Source organism: Shewanella jiangmenensis, assembly GCF_018596335.1.
Lineage (GTDB): Bacteria > Pseudomonadota > Gammaproteobacteria > Enterobacterales > Shewanellaceae > Shewanella > Shewanella jiangmenensis.
The window spans coordinates 198596-213569 of record NZ_JAHEPS010000001.1 but is presented as its reverse complement, the minus strand read 5'-3'; the positions used below and the strand labels follow the sequence as shown (position 1 = coordinate 213569).

The window sequence follows — 14974 nt, the reverse complement described above, 5'->3', positions numbered from 1 at the left end:
GTGAAATTGGCGGAATGGTCGCAACAAAAAGGAGCCTGACGGCTCCTTTTTTATTTTTTGTTCCCTCCGTCAGTGAGGGGCGGTGGCGAGCCGAGCGTGTAAGCTAAGCCCGCGCAGTGTCAGCCATGCTCCCCGCGGTGAACTTCGGCTTCAAAGCTGCCGGCGGTTTTGCCCGCTTTGGGGTCGTTAAACACGCCTTCGTTCAGCGCGCCTTCACTCTTGGCGATAATCACGGTAGCAACCGCATCGCCGGTAACGTTAACCGCGGTGCGCACCATGTCCAGCATACGGTCGATACCGAGGATAAGGGCGATACCTTCTACCGGTAGACCCACCTGATTGAGTACCATAGCCAGCATGATAAGACCGACACCGGGCACGCCGGCAGTACCGATTGAGGCAAGCGTTGCGGTGAGCACCACCATGGCGTAATCGGTGATGGTGAGTTCAATCCCAAATACCTGAGCGATAAAGACGGTCGCGACACCCTGCATTATCGCTGTGCCGTCCATATTGATGGTGGCGCCAAGGGGCAGGGTAAAGGAGGCAATCTTGTTATCGGCCCCTAAACGGTGCTCAGCAGCCTCCATGGTCACCGGCAGGGTGGCGTTGGAGCTTGCGGTCGAAAACGCAAACAGCTGAACGTCACGCATCTTACGGATGAACATGAATGGATCGAGGCCAGAGAAGGCTTTGAGCAGTATTGGGTACACCACAAAACCGTGAAACAGCAGGACCACGAGTACCAGCACAAAGTACTTGATAACGCTTTCCAGTGTGTCGAGCCCGAGGGTCAGGGCGAGTTTACCCATCAGCGCAAACACACCATAGGGCGCGAGCTGCATAATGAGTGTCACCACGCGCATGATAACTTCATTCAGATCTTCAAAAAAAGCCGCTACCCGTTTGCCGCGCTCGCCGATATGGGAGATAGCAAAGCCGAAAATTACCGCGAAAATGATAATCTGCAGCATATTGCCTTCACTGAATGCCTGAATAGGGTTGGAAGGCACAATATTAATCAGCACGTCAGCAAGGCTCGGCGCTTCTTTTACCTCATATTGCATGTTTTCGGTGGCGAGTGAGGCATTACCTGGCTTAACCACGACTGCCGCACATATCGCTACCACCAAAGCAACTGCGGTGGTGAATAAGTAAAAGCTGAGGGTTTTACCGCCAAGGCGGCCAAGTTTAGAGGGTTCGCTCAACGAACAGGTGCCGCACACCAGTGAAATAAATACCAGCGGCACAACCAGCATTTTCAAGCTGTTGATGAAAATAGTGCCGATGACATGGAAAAAACCGTTGGTGATATATTCACTCACCCATTCGCTGCCACCGAACAGGTTGCGAATAAGAAGGCCTGTCAGAATACCGGCACCCATGCCGATGAGGATCTTGCCTGTAAGGCCAATTTTACTGGGTTTAGCAGCAGCCATAATCATTCCTGTTTATTTTTTGTGCATTGTTTTTTTGGCGCACTAAAGCCTAGCAAGAAACGAAAGCCGTGAAAACGGGCAAACAGTTAAAGTTTTACTGTCTTTCCCCGAAATAAAGGGAAGCAGTAATAGAAAAGTTACATGAAAATTGTGTATTGTTAGCCTATAAGTAATAAGCTGAAAGCTTGGGTATTTTAACTAGAGTAACAGGGAGTCTGACAATGAAGTCAGCGTTTAAGTTATGGTCAGCGACGGTACTGTCGTTTTTATTGATAGCCTGTGGTGGTGGCGGTTCTATTTCCGACACCGGTGGCGGCGATACGGGGACTACACCGCCAACCGATAAAATCACAGTGACAGCTTCCATCGCCTTTAATTCAACCAACAGCACCATTGGTGTCGACACCCCTGCGGTGGTGACCGCGAATGTTAAAGGCTCTCTTTCCGGTGCCCAGGCAGGCAAACTGGTCAAATTTGAACTTAATGATGCCAAACTTGGCACCTTCACCCCGTCAACCGGCACTGCGCTGACTGATGCCAATGGTAATGCGTCCATTACTCTGAGCACAGCTGATGTCAATGGCGCCGGCACTGTGACAGCAAGCCTCTCAACCGGTGAAAAGAGTGAGCCGGTTGGTTTTAACATGAAGGGTGACGGCGGCAGTTCCACCGGTGGTGAAGCGCAGGTGAGCCTTGCGTTGACCGATGTCAGCGGTAACCCGATTGATACGATTTCCAGTACCAAACCCGGCAAACTGGTCGCTACTGTATCAGGTGTTTCCAAGACAGTGATTGTGACGTTCAGTTCAACCCTGGGCGACCTGCCAATCAAAACCGCTATCACCGACAGTAACGGTAAGGCGAGTGTGGATGTCTATGCCGGCAGTCAGCCCGGCGCTGCCGAGGCCACCGCTTCGTTGGCCTCCGGTGAAAAAGGCCAGAAAGTGTTTGTTATCGGCGCAACTAATGTGCTGATGGGCAGCGCTGAAGGCACTTTTGTTTCGGGCAAAGCCAGTGTCAGCGCCACCAGTATTTCTGCGGGCGGCACTGCGACCGTATCGGTTAAACTTCAGGACGAACAAGGCATTGCCTTTACCGAGCCGGTTGAAGTGCACTTTACCTCCACCTGCGCATCCAAAACCAATCCAGAAGCTGAGCTCAGCACTCCTGTTACCGCCGTTGGTGGTGTAGCGACCAGTACCTATCTTGCCAAGGGCTGTGTTGGCGATGACAACATCAGCGTGACGGCCAACGTTGGCGGTAAAAACCTGTCAGCGACCGGTACGCTGAATGTGATTGCAGCAGATGCAGGCAGCATAGTGTTTGTGAGCGCCGCCCCTGAAAATATCAGCATTAAAGGCACTGGTGGTGATGAGTCATCCACGGTCAAATTTAAAGTGCTGGATACAAATGGTAATCCGGTAGCCAACAAAGCTGTGGCGTTTTCACTTAATACCTCTGTGGGTGGCCTAAGCCTTAATCCGACTACTGCTACCACTAACAGCCAGGGTATTGCTCAGACTGTGGTGACCTCAGGTACAGTGGCAACATCGGTACGAGTTACCGCTTCTATCGTTGGCTCTTCACCGCTTATTTCCAGTCAGTCGAATGTACTGGTGATTTCAACCGGTAAGCCTGATCAGGACAGCTTCTCTTTGTCTGCGGAGGTGCTGAATGCCGAGGGCTGGAGTGTTGATGGCACTGAAGTGAAGGTCGTGGCACGTTTGGCTGACGCGTTTAACAACCCAGTTCCCGATGGTACCGCGGTTTATTTCACCACTGAAGGTGGTGCGATAGATTCTTCCTGTACTACCTCAAACGGTGCCTGCTTTGTGACTTGGAGAAGTCAGAATGCCAGACCAGACGGCAATACACTCGGTGCTGAGGGACCACAATCTCAATTGATAAATGGCGGAAACTATTACGGGCAGAGCTATGGCGGTCGTGCAACCATTACCGCGACCGCAGTCGGTGAAGAGTCCTTCCCCGATAACAATGGCAACGGTCGTTTTGATGCCACCGAAATGACTGCATTCCTCACCGGGAAAGACGCCGGCGGACGCCCGTATGATTTGGATGAAGCCTTCGTAGACTATAACGAAGATGGTATTTTCAACCCTCAACAAGCTGGTGGCGATCCAGACAGCGGCACCAATGACAGGCTTATCGATTTCAACAGCGATGGTGTTTTCGATTTGGCAGACAAAAAGTACAACGGTGTTCTGTGTTCTATTCCTGCCCACACCGGTTGTGCTGATGGGATAAGTGAGTCTCAGTCACTTAACGTGCGCGCCAGTTTAGTGTTGGTGATGTCTGGCAGCGAAGCGTTTGCGACCCCAGCGTCCAAAGTGGGTGTTCAAAACGACTTTGATGGCTTTGATGCAAACAACGTTGCTGTTTACAAGTCAAACGCTAAAGGTACCAACAACGATGGCCAAATAGACATTCTTGGCAAGTCGACCGCGTCAGTAGTTTTTGACCTGTCTGACCTTCATAATCAGCAACTCCCAGCTGGAACGAAAGTTGAATTTAAAACCTCGGTTGGGTCTATTGCCAGTACTGCAAGCTACACGTGGCCAAGCTCAAATTACAACGGAGCACGTGAATTCGCTGTGGTGATTAAAGGGACTGATCAGCCGGAAGAAGGGGTGTTTTCCGTTCAGGTGACATCACCGGGTGGTTTGGTCACTGAAGCGCTGACAATGAAAGTCAAAGTGCATTAATTTGAATGATGTCAAAAGGCCACTCAGATGAGTGGCCTTTTTGTTTTTTGAGGGGCGGCGCAATTTACTGATTTTCGTATCTTTGTGTCGTCTGCAAATGTGAGCCGTTAGAGCAACTTGTGACCTATTTTGAAAGGTTGCAGGTGGGTGTATCAACGCTGGAACTGATAAACACTCCCAAGCTGCATGATTTGGGTGAGTTCATCGAGTGCGGTGCGGGATTCGATGAGGAGCTGCGGGTCGGCCAGATCGGCGGCGCTTAAGCGGTCACGGTAGTGCTTGTCGACCCATTGGTTCAGGCGGGCAAACAGCGCGTCGTTCATCATCACGTGTGGGTTTACCGCAGCAAGCTCTGCTTCGCTCATGGCCACGCGCAAACGCAGGCAGGCGGGGCCGCCGCCATTTTGCATGCTTTGCTTCACATCAAAGTAATGCACGGCTTTGATGGGGGTATTCATGGTGAGAAGACTGTTCAAATACTCATAAACGGCAGGATTTTCGCGGCAGTCCGTTGGTGCGATAATCGCCATGTTGCCGTCGCCTAAGGTAACAATCTGGGTGTTGAACAGGTAACTTTTCACGGCATCAAGCACACCAACTTTTGCGGTGGGCACTTCAATAAAATGCATGTTGCCCTGCATTTTTTGCTCGATTTCGGCGAGCTTTTCCTGTGTGTCGAGAAACGCCTGCTCATGGTAGAAAAGCACGTTTTGGTTGCCCACGGCAATCACATCGTTATGGAACACGCCTTGGTCAATAACATCTGGATTTTGCTGAAGATAAACAGTGTGGCTGTCAGCAAGTCCGTGCAGGCGCGCAACCGCCTGGGAGGCCTCAAGCGTCTGGCGTGCCGGATATTTTTTCGGCGCGGGTTTGGAGGCATCGGCAACCGAGCGGCCATAAACAAACACTTCAACCCCCTTGTCGCCATACTGATGACACAGGCGGGTATGGTTGGCGGCGCCTTCGTCACCAAAAGTCGGATGCTCCGGTAAGTGGGTATGATGGGCAAAATGGCGGCTGTCGCTGAAAATGGCTTTGAGGATTCTGCCTGTGGTGGTGGGCTCTATGCTGCGATGTAACTTGTCGACCAGGTTAGCCGGGGTAAAATGCAGCCGGCCGTCACTGCTGTCTGCACTTGGCGACACGGTTGCAGCGTTTGCGGTCCACATGCTGGATGCACTGGTGCATGCCTGCAGCAGCAAAGGCGCTGTGCTGGCCGCCTTGGCAAGCACGTCGGCGTCTGAGCCGGTAAAACCGATGCGGCGCAGTGAATGGATATCAGGGCGCTCCTGCGGGGCAAGCATACCTTGCACCAACCCCATGTCAGCGAGCGCTTTGGCTTTTTTCAGGCCCTGTTTGGCCGCTTCCCTGGGGTTGGAGAGTTGGGCGGCGTTACTCTGGGAGGCCACGTTGCCGAACGATAAACCGGCATAATTGTGGGTTGGGCCAACCAGGCCGTCAAAGTTTGCTTCAAAGTGCTTCATCGCGGGGTTCCTGAGGTCTTGGCAGTATTAATAATTTGTGATCAGGGCCTCAGTATAGCGACGTGAAAGGGCTGCACAAGCCTTGCTCAGGTCGCAAAACCGGTGACATTTGACCGATTTGCATAACTATTACTTGCTTGCTGGCGGAATATGAAATATTAGTTTTTAATTACGCAAAGTTATTTGCGAACATTTTTTTCACTCTTGATTAAAAAGTGACTCGCTGGGCCACATATCTGAGGGAAGCGCTTGAAACTGAGGTTTCAACCCTCTATATATGGTGCCAATTTCTACCTTCTCGAGACTGTTGGCGCAAATTAAGCTATGGGTAAATCGCTCGTTATTGTCGAATCGCCGGCGAAAGCCAAGACTATCAACAAGTATCTTGGTAAAGAATTTATTGTGAAATCGAGTGTGGGCCACATCCGTGATCTGCCCACTTCTTCCGCTGCTGACGGTAAGCCCGCCAGCAAATCATCCGCCGACGTTCGCAAAATGAGCGCCGAAGAAAAGGCGCAGCACAAAAAGCAAAAGGATAAACAGGCACTGGTGGCGCGCATGGGGGTTGACCCTGAGCACGGCTGGCAGGCCAACTATCAGGTGCTGCCCGGCAAAGAAAAGGTCGTTAAAGAATTGCAGGCGCTCGCTGGCTCTGCCGACCAAATCTATCTGGCAACGGATTTGGACAGAGAAGGGGAGGCCATTGCCTGGCACCTTCAGGAAGTCATTGGTGGCGATACCAGTCGCTATAAGCGTGTGGTATTTAACGAAATCACCAAGACCGCTATCCAGGATGCGTTCAGCCGTCCCACAGATTTGAACACCAATATGGTTAATGCTCAGCAGGCTCGCCGCTTCCTTGACCGTGTGGTGGGCTTTATGGTGTCGCCACTGCTGTGGAAGAAAGTTGCCCGCGGTCTGTCGGCCGGTCGGGTGCAATCGGTGGCCGTGCGTTTGGTGGTGGAGCGCGAGGCTGAAATTAAAGCCTTCGTGCCGGAAGAGTTCTGGGATGTCCACGCAAGCCTGAAAACACCGTCGGCACAGCAGCTTTTGATGGAAGTCAGTCGCTATCGCGACGCCGCGTTCGAGCCTGTGTCCCAGGCCGAGGCTATGGCGGCGGTTGCTGCACTTCAAAACGCCAGCTACAAGGTGGTCGATCGCGAAGACAAAGACACCTCAAGCAAGCCTTCGGCGCCTTTTATTACCTCCACCTTGCAACAGGCTGCCAGTACCCGTTTGGGCTTTGGGGTGAAAAAGACCATGATGCTTGCCCAGCGCCTGTACGAGGCCGGTCACATCACCTACATGCGTACCGACTCGACCAACCTCAGTCAGGAAGCGCTGGAAAGCGTCAGAGCCCATATTGAGAAAGAGTTTGGCAAGAAGTACCTGCCGGCCGAGCCGCTGCGTTACGGCAGCAAAGAGGGCGCTCAGGAGGCTCACGAAGCCATACGTCCGTCCGATGTGAAAGTCGAGGCTGTCAGCCTCACCGACATGGAGCGCGACGCTCAGCGCCTCTACGAGCTGATTTGGCGCCAGTTTGTTGCCTGTCAGATGACACCAGCCCAGTACGATGCTACTCGCTTGACTGTGCAGGCTGGCGATTACCGCCTCACAGCCAGTGGCCGTATTTTGCGGTTCGATGGTTGGACCCGGGTGCAGCCAGCGCTTAAAAAGAAAAACGAAGAGGACAACACCCTGCCAAACGTGCAGGTTGGTGATGTGCTCACCCTCGACAATCTGGAACCCAAGCAGCACTTTACCAAGCCGCCTGCGCGTTACAGCGAAGCCTCTTTGGTTAAAGAGCTTGAAAAACGCGGCATTGGCCGCCCATCTACCTATGCCGCCATTATCTCCACCATTCAGGAGCGCGGTTATGTGAAGGTGGAAAACCGTCGTTTCTACGCCGAAAAAATGGGTGAAATCGTTACCGAGCGCTTGGTCGAAAGCTTTACCGAGCTGATGAACTACGACTTTACCGCCGGCATGGAGCAGACCCTCGACGATGTCGCCAAGGGTGAAAAAGATTGGAAAGGCGTGCTCGATGGCTTTTACAGCGGCTTTACCTCTACGCTTGAAAAGGCGGAAGCTGAGCCAGATGAAGGCGGTATGCGCCCCAATCAGATGGTGCTGACCGATATTCCGTGCCCGACCTGTGGTCGCCCCATGGGGATTCGCACCGGCACCACCGGTGTGTTCCTTGGCTGCTCAGGCTATGCCTTGCCACCGAAAGAGCGCTGCAAGACCACCATGAACCTCACCCCGGGTGAAGAAGCCATTGTGGATGGCGGCGAAGATGCTGAAACCGATGCACTGCGCGCCATGCACCGCTGCGGCAAGTGCGGCACCGCGATGGACTCCTACCTGCTCGATGAAACCCGTAAGCTGCATGTTTGTGGTAATAACCCTGAGTGTGATGGCTACGAAGTCGAAAAGGGCCAGTTTAAACTCAAGGGTTACGAAGGTCCTATCATCGAGTGTGACCGCTGCGGCAGCGACATGGAGCTCAAAAACGGCCGTTTCGGCAAGTATTTTGGCTGTACCAGCGAAAGCTGTAAAAACACCCGTAAACTGCTGAAAAACGGTGAAGCGGCGCCGCCAAAAGAAGATCCTGTTCACCTGCCAGAGCTTAAGTGCAGCAAATCAGACGCTTACTTTGTTCTGCGTGATGGCGCAGCCGGGATTTTCCTGGCAGCCAGCACCTTCCCGCGCTCACGTGAAACCCGTGCGCCGCTGGTCGAAGAGCTGAAAAAGTACCGCGAGCTTCTATGGCCCAAGTATCAGTATCTTGCTGATGCGCCAATTGCCGACGGCGAGGGTAACAAGGCGCTGGTGAAATTCAGCCGTAAAACCAAGGAGCAATATGTTGCGACCGAGGTGAACGGCAAGGCGACTGGCTGGAATGCCTTCTTCCGTGATGGCAAGTGGGTAACCGAAGCCAAGGGCAAATAAGCTGTAAGGCTTTCAATAAAAACGCAGGCCATGCCTGCGTTTTTTTATGCCTAAGATTTGTGCCGCTTCAACTGTGCGTACTGCAGCGCCGAATCGGCTATCTCTGCACCGATTCGGTTAGCACAGCTTAATCCAAAGGCTGCGAGGCATTGAGCTGCGCATCTGGGGTAACTGAGTGGTGTAGACGGCGCTCTGCGCCCTTAACAGGCCTCTCTGGCCTCAGCAAACCATGCGGTTCAGCCAACAAAAAGCCCCGCAACTGCGGGGCTTGTTTGATGCTTGTATCTCACCACTTTTTCTTTGGCTGAAACAGCATATCCAGATCGTCGCCTTCTTTTTTGGTTTTCGGCGCATCCGGAGAGGACGTTTTCTGCGCGCCCATGATTTCATCGAGCAGCTGCTTGGCTTCATCGACCTTACGGCCGATAAACGGGTCGTTTGGTGTTTGCGCCTTGATGGTGTGCAGGGTCGACAACGCCTTGGTAACCATCTGCTTGGCCGAGCCATATTGCTTCATGTAGCAGGCGGCGCGGGCGCGGGAAATCATCGAGTCGACGTTGATGCGCAGTTGCAGACTGTCGATGCGGTTTTCTTCCTGGGCAAAGACGGTGGGCTCGACCTTACCCTTATTGTGCTCGGCACGCAGAATGGCTTTAAGCTTCTTCAGGGTTTGTACTATGGCAAGAATTTGCTTGTCGTTATCGGGCAGGCGAAAACTTTCGATGGCGGGCACGTTACTGGTGCCACGAAGGCCATCAATTTGCGCCTGCACATCGAATAAACGGCGTTGATAATCGGCTTTTGGCTGGGCGCTGCTCATCTCAACCGCGACAGTCAGGGCTTCGTGGATGCGCTGGTAAAGCACCATAATCAGATGAGAGCTGCAGGGGAACATGCCGGTATTGGACAGTACCCCTTCAGTTTCATCTATAATTGCTCGTTGTCGCGCCACTTCTGTGCGTCTTTCGGCCTCGGCACGCTCTTTTTGCTGCTGAACGACGTTCACACCAATAATGAGCAGCAACAGCACGCCACAGGCCAGGAGAATGAATAACATAGGTCGTCCGTTCTTGTTACAATTCAGCCAATGCTACAATAAATCAATACTCTAGCATAGTTATCTTAGCGCACCTTCCGAGGTGTGTCGTAGATTTTGCATGGATGTATTTTGTTATTCCCGTTTGATTTAATTAATCCGTTATACTATAACCCATAATTATAGTTACTTGGCTCAAACCGGCCCACGGATCCTCTGGGAACTGGCTGAAGGTGCACGATGAAACTGCAACAACTCCGCTATATTGCCGAAGTGGTAAACCACAACCTCAATGTCTCCGCCACCGCTGAAAACCTTTACACGTCCCAGCCGGGGATCAGTAAGCAGGTGCGGATGCTGGAAGATGAGCTTGGTATCCAGATTTTTGGTCGCAGTGGCAAGCATCTCACCCACGTTACCCCCGCCGGCGAGCAGGTGATTGCCATAGCCAACGACATTCTTGGCAAGGTCGAAAGCATCAAGAAAGTTGCCGAAGAGTACACCAAACCGGATCAGGGCGAGCTGAATATCGCCACCACCGACACCCAGGCCCGCTACGCTCTGCCGCACATCATCAAGGGCTTTATCAAGCGTTATCCCAAGGTTAACCTGCACATGCACCAGGGTACGCCAACTCAGATAAGTGAGCTGGCTGCCCGCGGTGATGCAGACTTTGCCATTGCCACCGAGGCAATGCATTTATACTCCGACCTTATCATGTTGCCCTGCTATCACTGGAACCGCTCTGTGGTGGTTACCCGTGACCATCCGCTGGCAAGCCGCAGCCATATCAGTATTGAAGAGTTGGCCCGCTTCCCGCTGGTGACCTACGTGTTTGGTTTTGACCGCGCCTCTGAAATTGAGCGCGCCTTTAACCGTGCAGGGCTTGAGCCCAGACTGGTGTTTTCCGCAACCAGCGCCGATGTGCTCAAAACCTACGTACGGCTCGGTCTCGGGGTAGGGGTGATAGCCTCAATGGCGATTGATCCCAATATCGACCGCGACCTTGTTGCTATTGATGCAAGCCATCTGTTTGCCCACTCAACCACCAAAATTGGTTTCCGCAAGGGCAGCTTCCTTAGAAGTTATATGTATGACTTTATTGAACTCTTCGCCCCGCACCTGACCCGTGATGTGGTTGAGAAGGCGGTGGCGCTGCGAGATCCAATTCTGATTGAAGAGATGTTCGCCGACCGCGAATTGCCGCTTCGCTGAGCGGCAATCGAGGGGCATCAAAGGACATAACGCGCCAAGCTGCACATAAAAATAAAAAATCCCGCCTTGGCGGGATTTTTTATTGGCCTTACTATAGCTTGTAAGTAGCGCTTGTCAGTACTGCTTGTCGGTGCAGCGCTGATAAGCAGCACTGACAATGGTGCTGCGCGTTATTTAGCGCTCAGCGTCGCATCGGACTGCAAGCATTGCTAAGGCTTAACATTCAACAATGTTCACCGCAAGGCCACCCTTGGCGGTTTCCTTGTATTTGCTGCGCATATCGCGGCCGGTGTCCATCATGGTCTTGATAACTTTATCCAGCGATACCTTGTGGTTACCGTCGCCACGCAGCGCCAGACGGGAGGCGTTGATGGCTTTTACGGCCCCCATGGCATTACGCTCAATACAGGGCACCTGCACCAGGCCGCCGACCGGATCGCAGGTCAGACCCAGGTTATGCTCCATACCGATTTCAGCGGCGTTCTCAACATGCTCAACCGTGCCGCCCATGATTTCGGTCAGCGCGGCTGCAGCCATGGAGCAGGCAACGCCCACTTCACCCTGACAGCCCACTTCGGCGCCGGAGATAGAGGCGTTTTTCTTGTACAGAATGCCGATGGCGGCGGCAGTCAACAGATAGCGGGCGCAAATTTCCATGTCGACTTCCTGCACAAAGGTGTGGAAGTAGCACAATACTGCCGGGATGATACCGGCAGCCCCGTTGGTTGGCGCGGTGACCACCCGATCGCCGGCGGCATTTTGCTCGTTCACCGACAGGGCAAACAGGTCGACCCAGTCCATGGCCGTCAGCGGGTCGACGTTGTTGCGACCTTCGGCCTTGAGGCGGCGATACAGTGCCGGCGCGCGGCGACGCAGCTTAAGGCCACCCGGCAATATTCCTTCCAGCTTGTAGCCTTTCTCGATGCAGGTTTTCATGGTCTGCCAGATATGCCACAGCTTCTCTTTGACTTCGTCTTCGCTGGCGAGAGTCAGCTCGTTTTGCATCATCAGCGACGAGATGGACAGACCGTTGGTGGTGCACATTTCCAGCAGCTGCTGGGCGCTGTTGAAGTCGAACGGAGCCGATTTGATTGGCGTGGCCGGCGATGGATTTTTCTGATCGATTTCATCCTCGTCCAGCACAAATCCGCCACCAACCGAATAGTAAGTGCGCTGATACAGGCACTCGCCCTCGGCAAAGGCATACAGGGTCATGGCGTTGGCGTGGGCGGGCAGGGTTTTGCGTCTGTGGTAGGTGATACCGTCTTCACGGGTAAATTTAACCTTGCGGCCACAGGCGAGTTTGAGGGTCTCGCTGCTGTCGACTTTGGCAAGAATGCCATCGATGGCGTCGGTATTTACTATCTCGGGATCTTCACCCATCAGGCCCAGGATCACCGCTTTGCCGGTGCCGTGGCCTTTGCCGGTCTGGCCGAGGGAGCCAAACAGCTCGGCGCGAAGCTCGTCGGTTCGCTCAAGCAGGCCCATGTTATCAACACGGGCGATGAATTCTTTGCCGGCCTTCATCGGACCAACGGTATGGGAGCTGGAAGGACCGATTCCGATTTTAAAAATGTCAAACACACTGATCATAGCTTGGGCCCTGTTTGTTATTCGTTGTTATTTTAGTCGTAAGCCCGGCAGTTGCTCGCCCGCCGGAGCGCTTTGCGGTAATCTCTGGCTTCGGACACAGGAGCTGTATCAGGGAGTGGCCAAAGTGCTTGTGAACCGCAGCCCTTGATTATCCCACATTCCCACCTGTAAGTTTCATTAGATATTTTTATGCGATATTGTTCGGATTAGTTCGATTAACCCGGCGGGTAGATCAGTATTTATCCGGAACTGTGACGGACGTTATTTCGCCGGATTTGTGATGCGTTTTTGATGGTCGCGTTTTGACTTTGGCACTTTTGATTAATTTTTGTAGGGAGAAATGATGAGCTTTCTCATGCTGGATCTCGAAGGGACTGTGCTTGCGGCCGATGAAGCCCAGTTATTGCAATCACCCCGTGTCGGCGGTCTTATCCTCTTCAGTCGTAATTTCAGCAGCCGCGCGCAACTGATTGAATTGGTGGCGTCGGTGCGTAAAGTGCGGCCGGATATCCTGATTGCGGTCGACCATGAAGGTGGCCGGGTGCAGCGTTTTAGAGATGGTTTTACCCAGGTGCCTGCCATGGGTGACATTTTGCCTGCCGCCGGCGGCGACATGAACCTGGCCTGCCGCTATGCCACCGAGCTTGGTTTTTTGATGGCGGTGGAGCTGCTTGCCTGTGACATCGATTTAAGCTTTGCGCCTGTGCTTGATGTGAATGGCATCAGTGAAGTCATAGGCCGGCGCGGTTTCAGCAGCAAGCCTGAAGAAGTCGCACTGCTTGGTGGCGCCTTTATTCGCGGCATGGAAGCGGCGGGCATGCGCGCCGTGGGTAAACATTTCCCCGGTCACGGCAGTGTGCAGGCCGACTCCCACGTTGCCATGCCGGTGGACAGCCGCAGCGCCGACGAAGTGCTTAACTTCGACATGGTGCCGTTTAAGTCGCTGATTGCTGAAGGTAAGCTCAATGGCGTAATGCCAGCCCATGTGGTGTACGACAAGCTTGACCCCAATCCGGCCGGTTTCTCCCGCTTCTGGCTGCAGGATAAACTGCGCGGCGAGCTGGAGTTTGACGGCGTTATCTTCTCCGACGATTTGGGCATGGAAGGCGCATCCTTCGCGGGCGGTTATGTCGCGAGAGCCAAGGCAGCGCTTGATGCGGGCTGCGATATGATCCTGGTGTGCAATAACCGCGAAGGCGCGCTTGAGGTGCTCGGCGCGGAATTTGCCGACGACGCCAGTCGCCGCAACGCTGCATCGCTTCGCCCTGACGCGGCCCGCGCCCTTGCGTCACTGGACAACTTAAGCCGCTGGGAGAAAGCCCGCGAGCTAGCGCTCACCATAGGCTATCGCGCCTGACCGTTTTGTCTGTGTAGCAGTTTCAGCGAGGCAGCAGTTTCAGCAAAGCGGCAATTGCAGTGAGGCATCAGTGAGGAATTTGTGCCTCACTGATCCTGTCTGCTTTACCGCTAAACTACCTTGCCGCCAGGCTAATTTGCTGCCAGATTAGCTCGCAGCCGCATTAACTCACATCCTAATTGGCTCTCTGCTCGAATACCTCGTTTTTTGATTAGCTTGCTGCAGCCAAAGATGGATTGGTGCACAAAGTTTGCGCTTTTTTGACCGGGCGCAAACTTTTGCATCTGCGCGGCTGCTAGGGTGTCAGATATGCACTTTTCCAGCGCCAGCGCGGCAGGTAAGCCATGATTTTATATTTCCACGGATTCGACTCCCGAAGCCCGGGCAACCATGAAAAAATGCGGCAACTAAAGTTTGTAGACCCTGATGTGCGGCTAATCAGTTACTCCACCGAGCACCCCAAATACGATATGCAGCAGTTGCTGCACGATGTTGCCCGCGCACTTGAGGGCCAGGATAAAGATCAGACCCTGGCACTGGGGGTTGGGCTTGGGGCATTTTGGGCTGAGCGGATAGGTTTTTTAAGCGGTATTCGCAGTGTGCTGATTAACCCCAATTTAGCCCCGGAGCACAACATGGCCGGACGCATCGCCCGCCCTGAAGAATACGCCGACATTGCCGCCAAATGTGTCACCGATTTTCGGCGCAAAAATGCCGGTCGCAGCCTGTGTATTTTGTCGCGCCGTGATGAAGTGCGTGACAACGCAGATGCTGAGGCGCAGCTGTCACCCTACTATCGGGTACTGTGGGACGAAGAGCAGGGCCATAAGTTTCCTTCACTCGGTCGCTATCTGCCGGTCATTGCCGCATTTGCCCGTGGTCAGTCAGAAACTGTGCTCAAGGATGAGCCTGTCTGAATGGTCTGTCTGAGTAAAAGCCTGTCTGAATAAATGCCAGGCTGAATAGACGCGAGACTGTTCACATTTAAGACACATCACAGGCCGTTTTGCCAAAAAGGCCGGCCTGAACATCTCCTTCGCCATCTATGATCATCTATTCCATCAACTAATTAAGACCTCCGTACCATATAATTCTGGATAAATACAGTATGAAGTGTCGAATAATGGCGCTTTTTCTGTGATAAACCTCTCAAAAGTGGTCTTACCTCAATT

General features: G+C 53.2%; 9 protein-coding genes. 5 read left to right on the top strand and 4 right to left on the bottom strand.

Annotation, left to right across the window (positions count from 1 at the left end):
• Positions 1-119: 119 nt before the first annotated feature.
• Positions 120-1439: a dicarboxylate/amino acid:cation symporter gene (locus tag KJI95_RS00990; RefSeq protein WP_214505306.1), complete on the bottom strand. Its 1320-nt coding sequence runs from the start codon at positions 1437-1439 to the stop codon at positions 120-122.
• Between the two features lie 221 nt (positions 1440-1660).
• On the opposite strand from KJI95_RS00990, the gene KJI95_RS00985 reads away from it, so the two are divergent.
• A complete protein-coding gene (locus KJI95_RS00985) occupies positions 1661-4162 on the top strand; it encodes an Ig-like domain-containing protein (RefSeq protein ID WP_214505305.1) in 2502 nt (833 codons plus the stop codon).
• Positions 4163-4314: 152 nt separating this feature from the next.
• Here the strand turns inward: KJI95_RS00985 and astB are convergent, their stop codons facing one another.
• Complete coding sequence (gene astB / locus KJI95_RS00980; RefSeq protein WP_214505304.1) at positions 4315-5649, bottom strand: N-succinylarginine dihydrolase; 1335 nt, start codon at positions 5647-5649, stop codon at positions 4315-4317.
• A gap of 324 nt (positions 5650-5973) precedes the next feature.
• Between astB and topA the strand changes: the two genes are divergently transcribed.
• Entirely contained in the window at positions 5974-8601 is a 2628-nt protein-coding gene (gene topA, locus KJI95_RS00975) for a type I DNA topoisomerase (protein WP_214505303.1), read from the top strand.
• Between the two features lie 286 nt (positions 8602-8887).
• Here topA and KJI95_RS00970 read toward each other — a convergent pair whose 3' ends face one another.
• Positions 8888-9658, bottom strand: coding sequence for a hypothetical protein (locus tag KJI95_RS00970; protein WP_214505302.1), 771 nt, complete (start codon positions 9656-9658; stop codon positions 8888-8890).
• A 219-nt stretch (positions 9659-9877) separates the two neighbouring features.
• Here KJI95_RS00970 and cysB point away from each other — a divergent pair, with 219 nt between their 5' ends.
• A complete protein-coding gene (gene cysB / locus KJI95_RS00965) occupies positions 9878-10852 on the top strand; it encodes an HTH-type transcriptional regulator CysB (RefSeq protein WP_214505301.1) in 975 nt (324 codons plus the stop codon).
• Positions 10853-11068: 216 nt separating this feature from the next.
• On the opposite strand, the gene KJI95_RS00960 is transcribed toward cysB, so the two are convergent.
• Entirely contained in the window at positions 11069-12445 is a 1377-nt protein-coding gene (locus tag KJI95_RS00960) for an L-serine ammonia-lyase (protein WP_214505300.1), read from the bottom strand.
• A 343-nt stretch (positions 12446-12788) separates the two neighbouring features.
• Here KJI95_RS00960 and nagZ point away from each other — a divergent pair, with 343 nt between their 5' ends.
• Both nagZ and ycfP read left to right on the top strand, forming a co-directional pair.
• Positions 12789-13802, top strand: a complete 1014-nt coding sequence (gene nagZ, locus KJI95_RS00955; RefSeq protein ID WP_214505299.1) for a beta-N-acetylhexosaminidase — start codon at positions 12789-12791, stop codon at positions 13800-13802.
• 344 nt (positions 13803-14146) lie between these two features.
• On the top strand, positions 14147-14719 hold the full coding sequence (gene ycfP / locus KJI95_RS00950; RefSeq protein ID WP_214505298.1) for an alpha/beta hydrolase YcfP: 573 nt from the start codon (positions 14147-14149) through the stop codon (positions 14717-14719).
• The last annotated feature ends 255 nt before the right edge of the window (positions 14720-14974 follow it).